Source organism: Euzebyella saccharophila, assembly GCF_014855495.1.
GTDB classification, from domain to species: Bacteria; Bacteroidota; Bacteroidia; order Flavobacteriales; family Flavobacteriaceae; genus Euzebyella; species Euzebyella saccharophila.
Window position 1 is genome coordinate 369,411 of sequence record NZ_JACYFJ010000001.1, and the last position, 20,603, is coordinate 390,013.

The following is a 20,603-nucleotide window of genomic DNA, read 5'->3' on the forward strand; positions in this document are numbered from 1 at the left end:
ATGGAAGGAAACCAAGCTTTTACTTTAACGCAGCTTAATGCTGATGACGCCAAAAGCCTTTCCACTTTAATGGTTTCAAACCAAGATCGGTTCCAGCGATTTTTCCCTATGACTTTGGCACAAAATCTAACCGAAGCCGCCTCACAAGCATTTATCCTTCTAAAAAATGTAGAGTTTGATCTTGGAACGGAATTAACATTCGCCATAAGGGAACGAACTTCGGATCAAGTGGCAGGCTTGGTAATTTTAAAAAATATTGATAGAACAATTCGGCAAGCGGAGATTGCCTATTGCATTGGCGCTAAATATGAAGGAAAGGGTTGGACCTCCAATGCAGTAGCACAAATCGCCCAACGTGCTTTTAAAACCGAAAAATTGAAGTCCCTTCAAATTCTCGTACATGTATCCAACCTAGCAAGTATTCAAGTGGCCAAAAATTGTGGTTTTCAATTCATAAAAATAATTCCGGAAGCACATACGTCACCGAATGAAAATCCGTTGGATATGTTATTATACGAACGACATACCCACCACTAATGCAAATTATAGAGAAATACGACCGCCAATTTGAATATGCTAGTATTCTTATGAACGTGGTCATTGCTTTTCAGTTTTTCTCTCTTTGGTACCGGCCCAGTTTTGACGATATTGGTCAATTGGGTACCTTAACTATTCTTATGGCTTTTGAATTCGGCATGATTCACTCCGGTGTGTTTATGGCCATAATGCCAAAAAAAATATCCCTTTTTGTTTTAGTTCCTTTCTATGGGACCTTCGCATGGGGCTTTAATTCATATCTCGAAGACAATACCATATTATATATCTACATGACGGTAGTCTTTAATCGGATGCGATTTGCGTTTTCGGATGTCCCGTTAGAAATGAAGGCTAGATCGATCATAAAATCTGTTTTGGCCGCAGTAATGTACTTTTTTATGCTTCTATTTTTTGTATTAGGAGCAGACATTATCCCGAAATTAGGCCTAACGGCAGAGTTCGTAAACATGAGCGGTTACAGGGAAAGTATGAATACTTCTGGTGCATTTATTGATTTACCGCACGCTGTCATGGCATTTGGTCTAACATACTATTGTGGTTTGGCCCTTATGGAGGCTTTACTTTTAAAGCGTACTTTTGCGGTTAATCTTTCGCCAAAGACCACATAATAATGAAGGAACCATTTTTTGCATACATCCAACAATTACAGGATACAATTACCTGCAAACTCACAGAAATTGACGGTCAGGCGCAATTTCTAGAAGATCAATGGGTACGGGAAGAAGGTGGCGGAGGTCGCACCAGGGTCATTGAAAATGGTGCGGTTTTTGAAAAGGGAGGTGTCAACATCTCCAAAGTCTTTGGAAAACTTCCAGAAAGCATGCAAAAGTATTTTGGAGTACAGGATGCGGATTTTTTTGCCTGCGGTTTAAGTTTGGTACTTCATCCAAAGAATCCAATGGTGCCAACTGTTCATGCCAATTGGCGGTATTTTGAGATGTATGACAAAAAGGGTGAGATTGTAGACCAGTGGTTCGGTGGTGGGCAAGACCTAACCCCCTACTATCTTTTTGAGGAAGACGCCCAGCATTTTCATCAAGTATGCAAACACGTCTGTGATGCCCATCATCCTGAATTTTATTCCACCTACAAAAGGAAATGTGATGAATATTTCTGGAATGCCCATAGAAACGAAGCGCGTGGCGTGGGCGGACTCTTTTTCGACTACTGCAAAGCAAAGGAGGATTTTACTATGGAGGACTGGTACAATTTTGTTACCAGCGTTGGTAACAGCTTTCTAGATTCTTATATACCGATTGTTACTAAACGCAAAGACTTCGCCTATTCGCAAGAGCAAAGGAATTGGCAAGAAATAAGAAGAGGGCGCTATGTAGAATTCAATTTGGTACATGATAAGGGCACCTTATTCGGATTGCGGACCAATGGCCGTATTGAAAGTATTTTGATGAGCCTGCCTCCGCATGTGCAATGGGTATATGACCACCATCCGAAAGAAGATAGCGAAGAAGCAAAATTATTAGAGGTACTTAAAAATCCCGTAGATTGGGTGTAAAATGCCTACATACCATAATTTTATTCTGTTTTACTCTATTTCTTGGAAGTTGTAAGGAGAAAAGACAAAAAAGCGATTTAGAAATTACCTTTTCCCAAGATACTTTACATCTGGGCTATACCTATTGGTGGGATGAAAGCGGACCTTTTATTGGTTATTGTGGCACTCCCCACACGCTTATAGCCATGGGGTCTATTGTGCAAATGGACGCGCCAAATGATGACGCCGGGCCATTATATACTTCTCAAAAAGGCAGTATTCAATTGGAAAAGGTGTTCCTTATCAATAACCCCAAAAAGAACGCTTACCATCAGCACGGCTATTTAAATACCGATTGTTTTTATAAATCTGGATTAAAAATTGGGGATAAAGTATTGGTCTTCTGCTATGAGTATGATGACGAATTGATTATACCAGGGCAGGAATCGATTATTCCCATTGGAGATTGGAATCACCCCTTAGTCAACTCTACCAAAACTTTTATTGATAAGGATGAAAATCCCCTAAAAATAGAAAAAGACACAACACTTTGGGAAGCTTATGGGCATGGTACTTCTTTAAAACGAATCATCGAATGTAGAGAAACTACTTCCAAGTAACCGCCTTAGTGGCGTTATCTGAAACATGTTGCATAATATGGGCCATTCTTGCTTTTAGCAGCTCTTTTCTACCCGCTAAAGTTCTAGTATATATCAGTTTTGAGCGCCCAACATACTTTATCCAACTACGGTGGTATAGTATGGCATCCGATTTTCTTTTGCCAAAATCCCCTGGTACCACGTAATAATTTCTAATACCCAACTTTCTTTTAAACCAGTTGGTACTTTTCACCAAATACCTAGGGTTTTCTACGGGATTAATAATTTCTTGTAAGTAATTGACAAACAGACTGCTTTCATGGTTGTTTGCTCCACTTAGATAACAGGCGAACGAACCATTCTCAAAGCGCTCCACCTTAACGTCCTCTCTCCTAATTTTTGGATTTACCAACTTATATTCTTTTAAAACCTCCAACAAGCATCGTCCTATTTTATAGGTCTTCTTAAAAGTGTTTCCAAAAAGCATATACAATTTTAGAGCCTTCCATGTCTTTGGCGCAAAACCCAAAAAAATCCCTGCTAGTAGCAAATAAATAAAGTACAGAGCACCTTTATTCAACAATGTGCCTATGTTCTTGAGTACAAATTCTGGCAAGAAAAAAGCGATTCCAGTAAGGACCTCAATGAGCAAAAACTTGGTAACGTTAACAGTAAGCAGCCTTTTAGCTTTGCTGTAAGGCATGTGGTCTTTGTACGCGACCTTAACTTCCTGAACCAATACCCTACCAGAAGAAATTGCCTCTGTCCATTTCCCAGCCAATTTATTCCTTTCCTTGGCCCGTAGTAATGCTTTATCATTGTGAGCATCAATCTCTGTAAAGCCTACAGAACTTTGTATTAGATGTAAGCGTTCAATGCCATTCTCAATGTAGGTGCTATCAGAATATGAAATACCACAAAAAGCATCAAATCTTCTGTTCAAATTAAGAATATCATCTCCTCCATCTTCCCTCGAAGGATCCACACAACCTAAATGCCATATATTACCCGTTTTATTTTCGTTGGCCGGATTTATTCTAATAGCCCTACCCCGCATTTGATTGGAAGACACAAACGAGCCAACATATGAAGCTAGAACCAGGGTATTGATGGAAGGCGCATCCCAACCTTCTCCCAGCAAGGCCTTGGTACCAATTAGCATTTTAATTAAACCCTGTTCAAAAAGTTCCGTAATGATTGCAACTATTCTATTCTTATAACTTCCTTGAATGTCTATTTTTAAAAAATCGGGATCAGTTTCAAGTTCGCTTTTAACGATTGAACCCTGCTCTAAAAGGCCTTCCAATACCTTTAAAAGCTTTTTATGAAGAATAATCAAAGAACCCGTCAAAACCGCCATATCAGCTTTATTGACATTTCCCTTTATCCTGAGAAATTGAAAAACGGGCACAACCCCTAATTGATTGATCAGGTCCGTGTCTTCATCCGAAAAACTTAAAAATTCCTTCCTAATAAAATCGGTTAAAACCACTGCCCGCAAGCCTGAGGTAAGCGAAGCACTTTCCTGTTTTAGGATTTCATTAATGCTATTTAATTTACTAGGGCTGGTGGTCAGCGATTTATACAATTCTTGGTTACCTACAAAATCGACTTTATTTTTCTGAAATACACCAATTTTCCTTAAGGTAGACTCCAACTTGCCTAATAATTCCTCATCATTTACGAACCGTTCACGGTCTACAACCAAAATATCCTGCAGCAAGGTTTCTAACCATTGGTAATTCAATTTGGGGAAGATGACTTTCTTTTCCTGAACACCCAACACTTCTAGTTTATCCTTTTCAATGACTATACCTACTTCATTCAAAAAAATAAGAATGGACGCAAATACTGAAGGTCGCTCATAAATTTCCTCCAAATACTTTTGTGTACTGGTATAAAAGGGATGTGCCAAGAGAAAATCTATGAAGCTTTGGTTCGCTACCAGAGAGTTAAAAAATACAAGGCACTTCTGCCTATATTCCAAAATAAATTGAATCTGCTTTTCAGAGGGGCGGGAAAGGTACACATAGTCTTGATGGGGGCAGAGGTTTTTATTTTTCACTAACTCAGGGACCGCAATTTCTTCATCAATGGGTCCACATAAATCAAAATATTTGTTCAACTCTACACTAGAACTATCATAAGGTGGGGTAGCGGTTAATGCAATAACCGTTATTCCAGGAATAGCCTTTAGGGAAATCAAGCAATTATACCATTCGTTTTTAAGGTGGTGTGCCTCATCCAGAACGAGTGTCTCAATTTTGTTATTTTTAAAAAAGGCAAACAAAGACTCACCAGAATCATTTAAGCGTTTATCAAGTGCGTGTAGTGATTGATAGGTACTAAATGTAAGTGCTGAGGGACTGTATATTTCAGTGGAAAAAGCTTTAAAGGAACTATCCTCGATAAAAAATTCTTCCAACCGATTCTTCCATTGGTTTCTAACAGTTAAAGTAGGAGCAAGAATCAGGGTTTTTTTATCTACCCTACGAACCATTTCAAGTCCTAACACTGTTTTTCCAGAGCCCGGTGGCGCCACCACATGCAAATGGTCATCTTCCTTATGGGATTCAAAATTTTCAAGAAACTTTTCTTGGTAACTACGCCATGAAAATTTAAATGATAGCTTTTTTTGAAGATGTAGCAAGACTTCCTTAGTTTTCCTGTTAGTACGGCGATTATAAGTAACTTTGAAAATTCAAAATTAGGCAAACTATGTACCCCTTACGCAGAAACCGCAGATTAAGAGCAAACGAATCCATCAGAAATTTAGTGCGCGAAACCGTATTGACTCCCAACGACTTTCTAGTACCCCTTTTTGTAGTGGAGGGAAAAAATATCAAGGAAGAAATTCCTTCCATGCCCAATTACTATCGGTTAAGTTTGGACAATTTGGCTTTGGAAGCAAAAGAACTCTGGAAAATGGGTTTAAAATCAGTACTTCTCTTTGTAAAGGTCGATGATGATTTAAAAGACAATAAAGGTACCGAAGCGTTGAATCCTGATGGTTTAATGCAAAGAGCCATTAGAACGGTGAAATATGCTTGTCCTGATATGTTGGTAATGACCGATGTGGCCCTGGACCCGTTTTCTAGCTACGGTCATGACGGAATTATCGAAAACGGACAAGTATTGAACGATGAAACTTCCGAGGTTTTGGCAGAGATGAGTGTTTCCCATGCCGAAGCAGGAGCAGATGTTGTAGCCCCAAGTGACATGATGGACGGGCGTATTTTAACCATCCGTGAAGCTTTGGAAGATGAAGGCTATTACAATACTGCCATCATGAGCTATAGCGCTAAATATGCCAGCGCATTCTATGGTCCGTTTAGGGATGCCCTTGATTCCGCTCCCGTGGACGTAAAGGACATTCCAAAGGACAAGAAAACCTATCAAATGGATTATGCCAACAGGTATGAAGCCATTAAGGAAACCGAAATGGATATCGATGAAGGGGCTGATATCGTCATGGTGAAACCGGGACTTTGCTATTTGGATATTGTCAGGGAAATTAGAAACGACGTGGACATTCCAGTGGCCGTTTACCAAGTCTCCGGGGAATATGCCATGTTAAAGGCTGCTGCCGAGAAAGGATGGTTAGACCACGATGCCGTAATGCTTGAGCAGTTATACGCCATTAAACGGGCGGGCGCCAATATCATCGCCACCTATTTTGCCAAAGATGCTGTAAAGCTCTTGGGTTAAATAGAAGTTTACCCACCAAACCACCAACCATGAAAAATATAATACTAAAAGGTATTTTACTGTTTTTTGGCTTTACCAGCCAGTTGTTTGCCCAAAATAACGATGTACTTACCTATGCTTCCCCAGAAGAAGTGGGGCTAGATTCCAAAATGATTCACCAGCGTGTAGATTCTATCATCTCCAACGGTATTCGAGAAGAAGCCTTTCCTGGAGCTCAGGTGTTGGTCGCCAAAAACGGAAAAATAATCTTTCACGAAGCTTACGGCTTTCACACCTATGACAGTATTCAGCGCGTAGCTACCAATGATATTTACGATTTGGCATCGGTTACTAAAGTGACGGCAGCCCTTCCTGCTATTATGAAATTAGTGGATGAGGGCAAAATAGACTTGGACCGACCCTTTAGCGATTACTGGACCCGCTGGAAAAAAGTAGAGAGTAAAAAGGATTTGACCCTTCGGGAGATACTGGCCCACCAAGCAGGTTTGGTTCCTTATATCATCTTTCTTAACGAAGTTTTGGACGGTAATGGCACACCAAAAACAAAATACATCAGGAACGCACCCTCAAGAAAATTTTCCAATCAGGTATACGACCATCTGTATATTAAAAACAACTTTTTCAAAAGGATGTACCGATTGATTGACAAATCAGCTGTTTCGGATGAGAAAAAGTATAAGTATTCAGGACTTACCTTTTTGATTTATCCTGAGTTGGTGAAACAACTCACCGGGAGTTCTTATGATTACTATCTGGAGAAGAATTTTTACTTGCCTTTGGGCGCGCCTACCATGGGTTTTACTCCCTCTAAAAAAGGCTTTTCCAATGCAATTGTTCCCACGGAAGTGGACACCTTATTCCGCCACAGTCTGACCAAAGGATGGGTACATGACGAAAATGCCTCCCTTTTGGGTGGGATTTCCGGTAATGCCGGGCTATTCGCCAAAGCAACCGACTTGGCCAAATTGATGCAGATGTATATGCAATATGGTGTTTATGATGGTAAGAGATATTTCTCCGAAGCAACCGTGAAAGAATTTATTAAGGTGCAATATCCAGAAAACGACAATCGCAGGGGATTAGGTTTTGATAAGCCCTTACTGAACAACTCAGAATTAAATCTAGAAGATGCATATCCCGCTCCAGAAGCAGGTAAAAGCAGCTTTGGGCATTCCGGCTTTACGGGCACTTTTGTATGGGCGGACCCCAAAAACCAGTTGGTATATATTTTTCTGAGCAATAGGGTCAATCCCTCACGTGACCATAGAAAACTGTACAGTTTAAATATCAGGTCTGCCGTTCAGCAAGTTTTTTATCAGTCCACATTAGCTAGCGAATAAGATCAAAAGGTTGTTCAAATATTGGTATATTCGTGCGTAAACAACCAATATATGGGTCTGCTCATTTTTTACGCCGTTATATCCATTTTTTTCTCCTTTCTGTGCTCTGTTCTAGAAGCAGTTCTTTTAAGTATTACACCCACCTTTATCAATGTTAAAAAGAAGGAAGGCAAGGCCTATGCGGTCTTGTTGGAGGAACTAAAGCAAGATGTGGACAAACCATTGATTGCTATTCTTACCCTTAACACCATAGCCCATACCGTGGGGGCCATTTTGGTTGGGGTACAGGCCAAAGTTGCTTACACCCAACTCTACGGGAGTACGGAAAGAACGATTCTTGGCGTCTCCTTTACAGAAGATTTGATGGTTGGCATCGTTTCTACAGTTATGACCATTCTTATTTTAGTGGCTTCGGAAATCATACCTAAAACCATAGGAGCCACCTATTGGAAAGGCTTGGCCAACTTTACGGCAAAAACACTTCGTATTATGGTTTTGGCCTTAAAATATACTGGGCTGCTTTGGTTGCTTCAACTCTTTACCAGATTGGTAGGCGGAAAAGGTCACGAAGGAAGTGTGCTGAGCCGGGAAGATTTCACGGCCATGACAGAAATTGCCCATGAAGAAGGTGTTTTTGAAAAATCGGAATCTACGATTATTAAAAACTTACTACGTTTTGATGAAGTTTTGGTGAAGGATATCATGACCCCAAGGGCGGTGATGAAAATTGCCCCCGAAAAGAAATCCATACGCGAATTTTTTGAAGACAACCCTAAAATGCGCTTTTCCAGAATTCCCGTTCACGGGGATAAAATGGACCATATTGATGGCTTTGTTCTTAAGGACAATATTTTGGAGGAAATGGTCAACGAAAATGGCGATATGCCCCTTTCCGAAATCAAACGGGAGATTTTAGTTACCGAACGAAAAACCCCTATTCCGAAATTATTCGAGACCCTTATCGCAAAAAGGGAACATGTAGCTTTGGTTGTGGATGAATATGGGTCCGTAAGCGGATTGGTTACCATGGAAGACGTTATCGAGACCCTTTTAGGCCTCGAAATTATGGATGAAAGTGACAACGTTGCCGATTTGCAGGATCTAGCGCGCAAGAACTGGGAAAACCGTGCACAACGTGCCGGCATTTTAGAAAAACGCATCGACCCTAAAAAATAATGGAAACGGCTTACATTTCAACTCCTTTGGGCACCGCTAAATTGGAAGGTAATTTGGACGGTATTACTGCCATCACCCTTTCAGACAAAACACCAACTGAAGTTGAAAAGGTTCCTGATAGTTTGAAACCCGCCGCTGCGCAGCTTAAAGAGTACTTTTTAGGTAGGCGAACGGAATTCGATTTAAAGTTGAATCCCCAAGGTACGGACTTCCAAAAAAAAGTTTGGGAAGCACTGCTAGACATTCCTTTTGGAAAAACCGTCTCATACCTTGACCTTTCCAAAACCTTGGGCGATGTAAAGGCCATTAGGGCGGTAGCCTCCGCCAACGGAAAAAATCCCTTATGGATCGTGGTCCCCTGCCATCGGGTAATTGGCAGTGATGGTTCTTTAACCGGCTATGCGGGCGGTCTGCACCGTAAAAAATGGCTTTTGGAACATGAAAACCCGGTAAAACAACAAAGTTTGTTCTGATATTTACCAACTACCCGGTTGGTAGAGACAATATTCCCCCTAAATAAAAGTTTCTTTTTTGCATCTTACAGAACAAAAATGCAGGTCGTAGAAGAAAACGTAATGGCAGAAAAACTGTAAACCGACCAAGAGGTCTTTTTGCTTACCTTACTTCTGATTAACACGTTTTTGCCTAAAATCCCTTTTTACAGGGATAAATGACCAGTTTTGGTGCTATAATTTTGTGAGTAAATCTTCATGTTATGCAGTTACCATCGATTAAAGAAATTACGAGTAAGGCCCAAATTGCCTTTAACCGATTCCCAGTCACCCTAGTATGGGCCATTCTAGGAAGCTTCTACATCATGCACCTTATCGGACTAAGCTCTGGGACCGATATTGAAGATAAATTCAATATCATTCTCACTTTGATTCTTGGAATCAGTTGGCTTATCGGGACTCAATTTTTCATAGAACAACAAAGGCCTTCCAATAAGTGGATTATCATGAAATTGATAGTTCTGGTTCTTTTGTTTCTTTTTTATTGGCACTTACCAAACGGCAAAGACCTAGATGACAATCCTGTTTATATTGTACGATTCTTTCTTTACCTGATCGCCGGGCATTTGTTCCTATTATTTGCACCCTTCGTAAAATATTGGAATAAAAGTGCCTATTGGAACTACCTTAAATCTGTAGGTATTGCCATTACCCGCAGCGCACTCTTTTCAGGTGTTCTTTACTTGGGCCTAGTTTTGGCACTATTAACAATTGATGCCTTATTTGAAACCCATATCAAAGGGGAACGTTACGGTCAGCTTTTTATATTCTGTTTGGGTACGGTAAACACATGGATTTATCTATCCGATTTTCCGAAAAAAGTTAGAAACCAAACCGAAATACATTTTGAGAAGGCACTGGAAGTGTTTGTGAAATTCATCTTGATTCCTTTGGTCATCCTCTATATACTCATTCTATATGCCTACGGAGCCAAAATTCTTATAGAGTGGCAACTTCCTAAAGGTTGGGTTTCTTATTTAGTGACCGCCTTGGCCCTTATTGGTTATTTGGTGCAAATAATCATCAATCCCATTCAAAAAAACGCCTCGGCATGGACTATAAGAAGGTTTTATCCTTGGTTCTATTATGCCCTGTTACCACTAATAGTATTACTCTTTGTGGCCATTTTTAGAAGAATTAGCGATTATGGAATTACAGAGAACCGCTACTTCGTAGTTCTGATTGCCATTTGGATATTTGCCATGGCACTCTATCTTTTACTTGCTAAAAAACGACGGCTGATTATACTTCCTCTTTCGTTGTTTACTTTGGCTATTTTGTCCTCTTTCGGTTTTTGGGGTGTTTTTTCGGTATCCAACAGAAGTCAGGCCAACGAATTTGAAAAAGTGTATAAAAAAGTAATGGTAAACAAAGGCCTTGCCTCCTATAATGAATTCAATCAGTTAACCTCCATTATTGAATATTTAGAAGACCGAAGCGAAATTTCCAGACTGGATGCGGTAACCGGAATCAATATGAATTATGCCATGAACGATACTGTTTCGAGCAAATGGAGGAGCTATAATTGGGTAGATACCAACACTGTACTTGATTCTTTGGGCATAAGTATAGACCCTAAAGACAACCTAAACATCGCCCAAAATTATGGCACACACTATTCTTTCTATGAAAATGATGGCAACAATCAATTGATGGATGTATCCGGTTATTCCCATTTTTTGCCTGTTCACATTTACAATCGATCATATCAGAATTCTAAAAGCGATGGATACATTTTAGAATATTATCCAATGGACCTTTGTTTGAAGGTAGTTAACAAGGAATGGGATGAAAAGCCTTTGCAAATAGAGTTGCATTCCTTCTTACATGAACTTTCAACAAGAGGGCCTAACCTAAACGATATTTCAGTTGACGAAAGAAGTGTATTTTTAGAAAACGGAACCATAAGAGCAAAACTTGTTTTTTACAACCTAAGCTTTACGGTACATTCCAAAGACTCGCTCGACCTACACAATGGATCGGCTTATATGTTTATCAAAAATAAGAACGATGCTGAATAAGATTAATTTAGAGAACATTTTGTTTTTAGACATTGAAACTGTACCGGAAGAGGAGCATTTTCAAGGCTTATCCGAAGAAAAAAAAGAACTATGGGAACAAAAATCCCAATACCAGCGTAAAGATGAATACACCGCCGAAGAATTTTATGAAAGAGCGGGTATTTGGGCAGAGTTCGGAAAAATCATCTGTATTTCCGTCGGGTATTTTCATTTGAAAGGTGACATACGCTCATTTAGGACCACCAGTTTTCACGGGGATGAAATCCAACTTTTAAAAGAATTTAAAAATTTACTAAACGGCCATTTCAGCGCGCCCAAAAAACTATTATGTGGTCATAATGCCAAAGAGTTTGACTTCCCTTATATTGCCAGAAGGATGATCATTCACGGTATAGAACTACCTTACAAACTCAACTTATTTGGTAAAAAGCCTTGGGAAGTTCCGCATCTAGACACCATGGAACTCTGGAAGTTTGGCGATTACAAGCACTTTACCTCCCTTAAGCTATTGGCCAATATTTTAGGAATTCCGTCTCCCAAACAAGATATAGACGGCAGTATGGTTCGTGAAGTATTTTACAAGGAAAAAGACCTCGACCGTATTATTACTTATTGTGAATTGGATGTGATAACAACCGCCCAAGTATTTCTGAGACTACGTGGCGATGAATTGTTGAACGACAATGAAATCAAAAAAGTATAGCAGTAATCATCAGATTCCCTAAATTTACGTTTTAAACATTATTATGAAATATTTACTTCTCCCCCTATTTTTTCTTTCCTTGGTTTCTTGTCTTGACGATAACGGGAATAACGAACAACCAGAACCCATTGATTATACGGCACAGAATGATGAGGATATCCAGATTTACTTGGAACAAAATGAGCTAACCGCAGTAAAAACAGATACTGGACTTTACTATATCATTAACGAACAAGGCGATGGTGCCCAACCTACTTCCTCATCCGATGTGACCGTTGCTTACAAAGGCTATTTTTTAAACGGCTCCGTTTTTGACCAGAGTAGCGAATCTGGAATCACTTTCAATTTACAGCAAGTAATTCCTGGGTGGACCGAAGGCATCACTTATTTTAACGAAGGCGGCAGCGGTATGCTTTTAATTCCCTCTCATCTAGGCTATGGTAGTTTTGACTACAATGGTATACCTGGCGGCTCAGTGCTTATTTTTGATATAAACCTCATAAGCGTCAACTAATTATCCAATCGGTATATCTAGGTGTTATATTTTAAATGAATGTACACCGGAAAATGGTCGCTTAACCCTCCTAAATATTTACGCCCCGCGTAGGTTCTAAAAGGGGAGCCTTTATACTTGCCCTTAAATTCAGTAAGAAAATAATCATCAAAAATATTGGCATGGGAAAAGCTGTGGGTGCCTTTTTCATAATTGAGAAAGCTGTGCGAGATTAAAATCTGGTCAAAAAGCATCCAACGGCCTTTGTAAGTGGCACTCCCCCGGTTGGGCGTCAGTAGTTTTTCCATGGGATTGTATAGCCCGTTTTCCTGTTTTAAATGGCGCAAGCTATTTGATTTGGGCCCATCATTAAAATCCCCCATAACAATGCAGTTCATTTGCGGTTCCTTTTCCTGTAAACGGGCAATAAATTCGCTGAGGGTTTGGGCGGCTTTCATTCGTTTGGGGCTTGTAACCGTACCCCCATCCCTTCTGGATGGCCAATGATTTACGAATATGTGCAGGGTTTCATTTTTCATTGTTCCCTTTACATATAAGATATCCCTAGTACGGTCTATGCTTCCATCCGTTTGATGAACTTTTAAATGAATGGGCTCTGAACTGATCAATTTAAAGTACTCTTTATTATATATCAAAGCGCAATCAATGCCCCGCTCATCAGGGGAATCATAATGCACAATTCCGTAAGCTTCATTTTTGAGGGGTTCCGTAGCAATTAAATCCTCTACTACTTGCCTATTCTCCACTTCACATATGCCTACCACAATGGGTGCCATATAACCATCGTTAAGTCCTACCCTGGAAATAGTATTCGCCAATTTTCTTAATTTCTTTTCGTATCGCTTCGGTGTCCATTGTTTTATTCCGTTAGGCGTAAAATCATCATCAAGAGTCAGATGATCATCGTTCGTATCGAACAAATTTTCAAGATTATAAAAGGCAATAGTATGTAATTGTCTTTTTCCGTGTTTCTTCCAAAAAGAAAAATTCATATGATATTGTAATTGGTCTATTAAAATAACGTATATAGGTAGCCCAGTATTTTTTAAATTTGCAATTTACGCTCTCTATGATAGAAAAGAATACCATTGAACATGAAAAGGCAGTATTGATCGGTGTGATCAATAGGGAACAAAATGAGGAAAAAGTTACCGAGTACTTGGATGAGCTCGAATTTTTGACCTATACCGCCGGTGGGGAAGTTATCAAGCGTTTTGTACAGCGTGTTGATGTACCTAACCCCAAGACCCTTATTGGGAGCGGAAAAATGCTGGAAGTAGAAGAATTCGTGAAAGAAAATAAGGTAGGCTCCGTCATCTTTGATGACGAACTTACACCTGCCCAACAGCGCAACATTGAAAAACAGCTACGTTGTAAGATTGTAGACCGTACCAGTCTTATCCTCGATATTTTTGCCCAAAGAGCCCAAACAAGTTATGCCAGAACACAGGTAGAACTGGCCCAATACGAATATTTACTCCCGCGTTTAACCGGTCTTTGGACACACTTAGAAAGGCAACGAGGGGGAATTGGAATGCGCGGACCTGGGGAAACGGAAATTGAAACCGATAGGCGTATTGTTCGTGACCGTATCACCTTATTAAAAAAGAAACTCGAAAAAATAGACCGCCAAATGGAAACACAGCGCGGTAATAGGGGCGCCTTGGTTCGTGTCGCTTTGGTAGGTTATACCAACGTTGGTAAATCTACCCTAATGAACGTAATTAGTAAAAGTGAGGTTTTTGCGGAGAATAAATTGTTCGCAACTTTGGATACCACGGTACGTAAGGTAGTTTTGGGCAACCTGCCATTTCTTCTAAGTGACACCGTAGGTTTTATTAGAAAATTACCTACTCAACTCGTAGAGAGCTTTAAAAGTACGCTTGATGAGGTTCGTGAGGCCGATTTGCTATTGCACGTGGTGGATATTTCCCATCCGCAATTTGAAGAACATATTGAATCTGTCAATCAAATTTTAGATGAAATCCATAGTGCCGATAAAAACACCATTATGGTCTTCAATAAAATTGACAAGTACAAACATGCCGAAATTGATGAAGATGATTTAGTTACGGAAAGAACAGAAAGGCATTTTACAATTGAAGAATGGAAACGCACCTGGATGCAACGCGTAGGCGATAAAGCTTTGTTCATTTCGGCCCTAAATAAAGAGAATCTTGATGAGTTCAGAAAAAGGGTGTACAATGAAGTAAGGGATATTCATGTGACGAGATTCCCATACAATAACTTTTTATACCCTGAGAATTTAGATGAATATCAAAGTCAGTAGTACCGTTCATCGAAGATTTCAAACTACTTGTACTATTCACAACAAATGGGAGGCACTTCACAACAATAATTTAGCCAGTACCAAAGTCTGGCGTAGATTTACATTGTAATTAAGTGATAGAGCAAATCCCAAATCGCCCTGTGAACTTAACCTAAATTAGAAAAGTTTCGAATCCCAAATCCGATATTTAAAGAACTTAACCTCGAACCTACTTATTAAAAAAATCACCCTCTCCCCAAGAGGGTTTTTTTATGCCAAAATGCGAAGCCAACTAGCTTGAAAAAAAGAGCATATTGCATCCGTTCATCGAAAAAATTGACGTTTTAACGTATTTCACAACAACAAATGACCTCTTCACAACAAAATTTTCAGCTTCTACCAGTGTAAACTTAAATTCGAAATGTATTTGAAATTTAGTGTTAGTCCCAAAGACAAAAGAACTTGACCTAGGTTTGATTTTTATTGACTGTACCAAATTACCGACCCTACTTAACAAAAAAATGCCCCAACGATTGTTGGGGCATTTCTTTTATTTACTTATTTCTTATTCTTAGAAAGAGTAGTTCAAACCTAGCAAGTAGTAACTTTGTAGATCGTTATCAATGTTATCAAAAGTCGGTGTGGGTCTAATTGCAGGCTCAACAGCTAAAGCGTTTGCCAAAGTCTCTTGCTTATTACCTCTCAATCCAAATTCAAAACCTACACCAATATTCTTCCATAGGGTATAACCGAAGGAGTTGATCCACGTCCAGTTAGATAAGTCACCATCTTTATAACTCTGGAAAGTAGAGAAATTGGTCTTAAAACTTACTGCACCTAATTGTTTGGTATAATCAACCACAATCTTGGCACCCGCAGATGATTCGTAAGCCGTGTCATTGTCAGCAAATACAAAGTTGTAGTTTAATGGATGGATAACTACTACCATATCCTTAATTGGTGTCCAGGTGGCACCTACTCCAAGGTCTAAATAACCAGGGTCATTAAAGTTGTTAATGATTGAAGTACGGTACTCACCCAAAGCTGAAATAGCAAATTTAGAGTTCAATTTATACCCGTACAGCGATGTAATCGTGAAAACATCGGTAGTACCGGTAAACCCTTCCTCATCGGTAGGATCGTCCTTGTCATCAATTTTCACCCATTGAAGGTTGACAATGCCAGAGTTTCTCCAAAAGAACTTCTCTCTGTCCAAATTGGCAAAACCATTAACGGTAACGCCAATATTACCTGATGAGTTGTTGGGTACACCCTGGGAATACCAGTTGTTGAACTTGGAAAGATTGGCACCTATGGTACCGAACGCTCCGGTCTTCCATCCGGGAAAGGCATCAATTTTACCTTGAAGGGCATCGACTCTACCCTGAATAGCTTTGATGGAGTCTTTCTTAACCGCTTGCTCAGCTTTTAACTCCTCGATTGTTTGCGCAAATCCCGCTGAAAATGCGAGCATGGCAATACAAGAAATTACTAATTTCTTCATAATGTTAATGTTAGTGAATAAGTGTTTATTAACTGCAAAGTTAACGACGTCAACATTTAATAAACAAGTTTATCAACGATTATTTTCTTTTAAAGAGGGGAACGGAAGAGCAGGCCTCACCGTACATGAGCGATTTTACGATAGGTTGTAACTGTTGGGTTATCAACAAATAAGCACTTAAAGGCACCGGTTTATTACTACACCCTTTTACAATAACCATTTTATCCTGAAATTCGGAAATATCCAAATTTTCTAAAACCGATTGGTATAAAGATGTCTCTAAAACTTCTAAGCTACCTTGAATCACTTTTTTGGCAAAGGCGGATAATTTCACCGTCAATAACATATATGCCCAGCCGGGTACAATGGCATCTGTTTTGCAGGTTAAGGCAACGTAGGTGCCTGTATATTGCGACCAATCATGCCCCTCAACAGCTTCCCTGAATTCCTTTTCCCTTAAAATTAGGCCTTCATACAGCCACTCTGAAATATCAAAAAGAATTCTTTTACCCGTAGGATAATAATCTTCCAAGTTAAAAGTAACTAACTTGCTTTGTGCAACCCGGTTAATAATTACATCTTCTTCCTTAGACATAGTAGGGCAATTAAAGTAAACCTAGCTCTAACTTGGCTTCCTCGCTCATTAATTCTTGGGTCCAAGGGGGATCGAACGTAATTTCCACTTCAGCATCCTTTACCAAGTCCAAAGACTTCACTTTTTCCTCCACTTCCGCTGGCAAAGACTCGGCCACGGGGCAATTGGGTGATGTAAGTGTCATTAGAATACAAACCTCATTATCTTCATTAACGAGCACGTCGTAAATTAATCCTAGTTCATAAATATCTACCGGTATTTCTGGGTCATAGATAGTCTTAAGGACCTTTACTATTTTTTCGCCCAATTCACCGGTTTCAACTGTTTCAATATCGTCGTTCATGTAGTTCTTTTTTAATTTAGAAACCCGAGTTTCTTTTAGTTAAGTTGCGTCTGGTACGCTATGGCATATAACTTCAGCTGCTTGATCATGCTTACCAAACCATTCGCTCGTGTTGGAGAAAGATGTTCCTTAAGTCCAATTTCATCGATAAAAGCAGTATCCGCATCAATAATATCCTGCGGTTTTTGATTGCTGAAAGCTCTGATTAAAATAGCAATAATACCTTTTGTTATAATGGCATCGCTATCTGCGGTAAATACCAATTTTTCATTATCCAACTCCGCATGTACCCACACTTTGCTTTGGCATCCCTTAATAATGTTATCCTCTGTTTTGTACTGCTCATCTATTAACGGAAGGGACTTGCCTAGCTCAATCATGTATTCATAACGCTGCATCCAATCATCGAACATGGAAAACTCGTCTACTATCTCCTCCTGTATTTCCTTAATAGCCATACTTCTTTATTTTCAGCAAAAATACAATAAGAATCCCTGCTTATCAATTCTTTAAGCCAAAGTTGGGAAGCCTTGTTACAGCAACATATTTCGCGCACGTTTCACCCCTTCCACCAGTACATCTACCTCTTCTTTGGTATTATAAAAGCAGAAACTAGCTCTAACCGTACCGGGAATTTTATAGAAATCCATAATAGGCTGGGCACAGTGGTGACCCGTACGAACGGCAATACCCAATTTATCCAAAATGGTACCGATATCATACGGATGTACTCCTTCAATATTAAATGAGATTACCGAAGTCTTTTCTTGGGCCGTACCATATATTCTAAGGCCTTCAATACTTAACAATTGCTCGGTTGCGTACTTAAGTAATTCATGCTCGTAGGCTGCAATTTTTTGGAAACCAATGGAATTCATATAATCCAAAGCAGCTCCAAAGGCAATTCCGCCGCAAATATTGGGCGTACCTGCCTCAAACTTATGTGGTAGGTCTGCGTATGTAGTTTTTTCAAAAGTTACCTCAGCTATCATCTCCCCGCCACCTTGATAGGGAGGCAACTTGTTCAACCATTCCTCTTTTCCATAGAGCACGCCAACACCTGTGGGTCCACACATTTTATGGGCGGAAACGGTGTAAAAATCGACATCAAGCGCTTGCACGTCCGCTTGAATATGCGGTGCGGCCTGTGCCCCATCAATTAATACTGCTGCACCCACATTATGAGCGCTATCAATTATTTCCTTAATAGGGTTTATGGTGCCCAATGCATTGGAAATATGGTTACAAAAAACCAATTTGGTTTTAGCACCTAGCAAGTCGTGAAAAACATCCATTATAAGCTCTCCCTCCTCATTCATGGGAATCACCTTAAGAACGGCACCGGTACGTTCGGCTAACATCTGCCATGGAACGATATTACTATGATGTTCCATAGCCGAGACCAATATCTCGTCGTCCTTTTGTAAGAGGGAAGAAAAACCGTTCGCTACCAAATTAATACCATGGGTAGTACCCGAAGTAAAAATGATTTCATGGCTTTTTTCGGCATTAAAATGCTTTTGTATTTTCTGTCTTGCCTGTTCGTATTTATCGGTAGCTTCTTGTGATAGAAAATGTACCCCCCGATGAATGTTGGCATTGTAATTTTGGTAATAATCCACGATAACATCAATGACCTGTTGAGGGGTTTGAGAGGTAGCGGCATTATCTAAGTAAACCAAGGGTTTACTGTTCACTTCACGATTTAATATGGGGAAATCCTTACGGATTTTTTGCACATCTAGCATAGTGTTCTGATTGAACTACAAAGATACCTATATGAACGATAAACAAAATGAATGATTCAGGGATTTTATAAAGGCTCATAACAATTAAATTTTATATTTACCCTATTAAAAAATTACATATCCCGCGGATAATTGCAACGATCTATGATAGTTTTTATATGATGAAGAGAATCGACCATCAATAAGATTGTTAAGGCCGTAATAATAATCTAATTGTAAAAATATTCGACTAATTACCTTACAACCTAAACTTAGTAGGCCTCCATATTCAAATTTGAAATCTCCGGAGGAAGTAATTTTTTTTGCACCTGGATTAAAGGTTTCTTCAAACTTCCCCACTCTATTTAATAAAAATGATACTTGAGGCCCTATACCAAATGACAAACTACTCAATTGATGTGAAAAACTTAAAGGTATGGAAAGGTAGTTATACCTATCAACATACTCTACCTTTTCTTCGAATTCATGAGGGGACATAATGTTGAAATCGGTAACATCATATTTATTAAGATTACCAACAGAATTGTATAACAAACCGGTATTGAAGTAAAATCTATCTGACAAACCAATCTTAGCAAAACCACCAAGCTGGTAACCTATTCTAGTACTGTGAATCTCAGAAAAATCTCCGGAAACATTGGAAGCATTTAAGCCTCCCTGTAAACCGAAAAGAGAATTCTGAGCCTGAGTAATATTTATAAAGAGAATAAATATAAATACTGAACAAAATATTCTCATGATCATAATAGGAAATTTTATTTATTGAAACAACTACAACGATTTCACGAATTACATATTGCGATTTCGCCTATAATTTTTATACAAAAAACATCACAGTATCCTTTGCCATAGTTAAAACCGAAAACCAACCCCAGCCTTAAAAACATTCATGGTATTCCACTTTGTTTCGTACCGATAACTGTTTGGGCCATCAGCGTTGATCAACCACCTTTGACGATGATTTAAATAGTCGTACTGTATTTTTACAAAAAATCTATTGGTAAGGTCGTAAGACAGTCCTAAATTGGCATTAAAGGCTCCCCAGCTATCGGTTTCATTATAACCAACTTCTGCCTGCTTGTGGTCAATATCGTCATAAAGATAAGAGTAGCCAACCCCCGCGCTGGGTTTTAACTTTGCCAAACCGGGAATACTAAATTCCGCAAAAACGGTTGGCTGAACAAGTATCCGTTTCCATTTATAGTCAAGTTCTATATTGGAATCGTAAATATAGTTTTCACGATCACTAAATAGAGCGGTGCCAAGACCAGCACCCAATTGCACAATACCTAAATCTACAAAGCGATATTTAACCCCAACGTCAAGAACACCGTTCAACTGATCTTCATCTGTAATAGGATAATTTGCCTCAATGCTCCATTTCTTATCTTGGGCGAAAAGGCTAAACGTAACTAAGAACAAGGCGCAAAAAAGTAGTTTTGAATTCATCTAAAATGTTTTAAGGTTGAAATTGTTTTCGACCAAATTAGACGAATTACCGTGTAGGAAAACACAACAACT

The 20,603-nt window shown here is 39.3% G+C and carries 21 protein-coding genes; 12 read left to right on the forward strand and 9 right to left on the reverse strand.

What is annotated here, in order from left to right:
• The 4 genes from IL355_RS01480 to IL355_RS01495 are packed head-to-tail and all read left to right on the forward strand — an operon-like array spanning window position 1 to window position 2,670.
• The gene (locus IL355_RS01480) at window positions 1–537 is read left to right on the forward strand and encodes a GNAT family N-acetyltransferase (protein ID WP_192460438.1); all 537 of its coding nucleotides are present in this window, start codon (window positions 1–3) and stop codon (window positions 535–537) included.
• Window positions 537–1,166: a hypothetical protein gene (locus tag IL355_RS01485; RefSeq protein ID WP_187456377.1), complete on the forward strand. Its 630-nt coding sequence runs from the start codon at window positions 537–539 to the stop codon at window positions 1,164–1,166. Before IL355_RS01480 ends, IL355_RS01485 begins: the two co-directional genes overlap by 1 nt.
• A 2-nt stretch (window positions 1,167–1,168) precedes the next feature.
• A complete protein-coding gene (gene hemF / locus IL355_RS01490; RefSeq protein WP_192460439.1) occupies window positions 1,169–2,071 on the forward strand; it encodes an oxygen-dependent coproporphyrinogen oxidase in 903 nt (300 codons plus the stop codon).
• Window positions 2,062–2,670: a hypothetical protein gene (locus tag IL355_RS01495; protein ID WP_192460440.1), complete on the forward strand. Its 609-nt coding sequence runs from the start codon at window positions 2,062–2,064 to the stop codon at window positions 2,668–2,670. Before hemF ends, IL355_RS01495 begins: the two co-directional genes overlap by 10 nt.
• On the opposite strand, the gene IL355_RS01500 is transcribed toward IL355_RS01495, so the two are convergent.
• Window positions 2,657–5,299 (reverse strand): DEAD/DEAH box helicase family protein, encoded by a 2,643-nt coding sequence (locus tag IL355_RS01500; RefSeq protein WP_192460441.1) that lies wholly within the window; start codon window positions 5,297–5,299, stop codon window positions 2,657–2,659. The two genes, IL355_RS01495 and IL355_RS01500, sit on opposite strands and share 14 nt — an antisense overlap.
• 68 nt (window positions 5,300–5,367) lie before the next feature.
• Between IL355_RS01500 and hemB the strand changes: the two genes are divergently transcribed.
• The 7 genes from hemB (at window position 5,368) to IL355_RS01535 (ending at window position 12,623) form a co-directional block, all read left to right on the forward strand.
• Complete coding sequence (gene hemB / locus IL355_RS01505) at window positions 5,368–6,357, forward strand: porphobilinogen synthase (protein ID WP_192460442.1); 990 nt, start codon at window positions 5,368–5,370, stop codon at window positions 6,355–6,357.
• 29 nt (window positions 6,358–6,386) lie between these two features.
• Window positions 6,387–7,697, forward strand: a complete 1,311-nt coding sequence (locus IL355_RS01510; RefSeq protein ID WP_192460443.1) for a serine hydrolase domain-containing protein — start codon at window positions 6,387–6,389, stop codon at window positions 7,695–7,697.
• Window positions 7,698–7,748: 51 nt separating this feature from the next.
• Entirely contained in the window at window positions 7,749–8,873 is a 1,125-nt protein-coding gene (locus IL355_RS01515; protein ID WP_192460444.1) for a CNNM domain-containing protein, read from the forward strand.
• Window positions 8,873–9,346, forward strand: coding sequence for a methylated-DNA--[protein]-cysteine S-methyltransferase (locus IL355_RS01520; RefSeq protein ID WP_192460445.1), 474 nt, complete (start codon window positions 8,873–8,875; stop codon window positions 9,344–9,346). Before IL355_RS01515 ends, IL355_RS01520 begins: the two co-directional genes overlap by 1 nt.
• 242 nt (window positions 9,347–9,588) lie before the next feature.
• Complete coding sequence (locus IL355_RS01525; RefSeq protein WP_192460446.1) at window positions 9,589–11,406, forward strand: DUF4153 domain-containing protein; 1,818 nt, start codon at window positions 9,589–9,591, stop codon at window positions 11,404–11,406.
• Window positions 11,396–12,109, forward strand: a complete 714-nt coding sequence (locus IL355_RS01530) for a 3'-5' exonuclease (protein WP_192460447.1) — start codon at window positions 11,396–11,398, stop codon at window positions 12,107–12,109. Before IL355_RS01525 ends, IL355_RS01530 begins: the two co-directional genes overlap by 11 nt.
• A 43-nt stretch (window positions 12,110–12,152) precedes the next feature.
• On the forward strand, window positions 12,153–12,623 hold the full coding sequence (locus tag IL355_RS01535; protein WP_192460448.1) for an FKBP-type peptidyl-prolyl cis-trans isomerase: 471 nt from the start codon (window positions 12,153–12,155) through the stop codon (window positions 12,621–12,623).
• A 17-nt stretch (window positions 12,624–12,640) separates the two neighbouring features.
• Here IL355_RS01535 and IL355_RS01540 read toward each other — a convergent pair whose 3' ends face one another.
• Complete coding sequence (locus IL355_RS01540; protein ID WP_192460449.1) at window positions 12,641–13,615, reverse strand: endonuclease/exonuclease/phosphatase family protein; 975 nt, start codon at window positions 13,613–13,615, stop codon at window positions 12,641–12,643.
• A 77-nt stretch (window positions 13,616–13,692) separates the two neighbouring features.
• Here IL355_RS01540 and hflX point away from each other — a divergent pair, with 77 nt between their 5' ends.
• Entirely contained in the window at window positions 13,693–14,913 is a 1,221-nt protein-coding gene (gene hflX / locus IL355_RS01545) for a GTPase HflX (protein ID WP_192460450.1), read from the forward strand.
• Between the two features lie 550 nt (window positions 14,914–15,463).
• Here the strand turns inward: hflX and IL355_RS01550 are convergent.
• The 7 genes from IL355_RS01550 to IL355_RS01580 form a co-directional block, all read right to left on the reverse strand.
• Window positions 15,464–16,396: a DUF3078 domain-containing protein gene (locus tag IL355_RS01550; protein ID WP_192460451.1), complete on the reverse strand. Its 933-nt coding sequence runs from the start codon at window positions 16,394–16,396 to the stop codon at window positions 15,464–15,466.
• 79 nt (window positions 16,397–16,475) lie between these two features.
• Window positions 16,476–16,991, reverse strand: a complete 516-nt coding sequence (locus tag IL355_RS01555; RefSeq protein ID WP_192460452.1) for a DUF2480 family protein — start codon at window positions 16,989–16,991, stop codon at window positions 16,476–16,478.
• A gap of 10 nt (window positions 16,992–17,001) precedes the next feature.
• Window positions 17,002–17,334, reverse strand: a complete 333-nt coding sequence (locus tag IL355_RS01560) for an SUF system Fe-S cluster assembly protein (protein WP_192460453.1) — start codon at window positions 17,332–17,334, stop codon at window positions 17,002–17,004.
• Between the two features lie 35 nt (window positions 17,335–17,369).
• Window positions 17,370–17,792, reverse strand: coding sequence for a SufE family protein (locus IL355_RS01565; protein WP_192460454.1), 423 nt, complete (start codon window positions 17,790–17,792; stop codon window positions 17,370–17,372).
• A 75-nt stretch (window positions 17,793–17,867) separates the two neighbouring features.
• Window positions 17,868–19,082 carry an aminotransferase class V-fold PLP-dependent enzyme gene (locus IL355_RS01570; protein ID WP_192460455.1) on the reverse strand — a complete coding sequence of 405 codons (1,215 nt, stop codon included), beginning with the start codon at window positions 19,080–19,082 and terminating at the stop codon, window positions 17,868–17,870.
• 105 nt (window positions 19,083–19,187) lie between these two features.
• Window positions 19,188–19,826 carry a porin family protein gene (locus IL355_RS01575; RefSeq protein WP_192460456.1) on the reverse strand — a complete coding sequence of 213 codons (639 nt, stop codon included), beginning with the start codon at window positions 19,824–19,826 and terminating at the stop codon, window positions 19,188–19,190.
• A 108-nt stretch (window positions 19,827–19,934) separates the two neighbouring features.
• Entirely contained in the window at window positions 19,935–20,531 is a 597-nt protein-coding gene (locus IL355_RS01580) for an outer membrane protein (RefSeq protein ID WP_192460457.1), read from the reverse strand.
• Window positions 20,532–20,603: the final 72 nt, after the last annotated feature.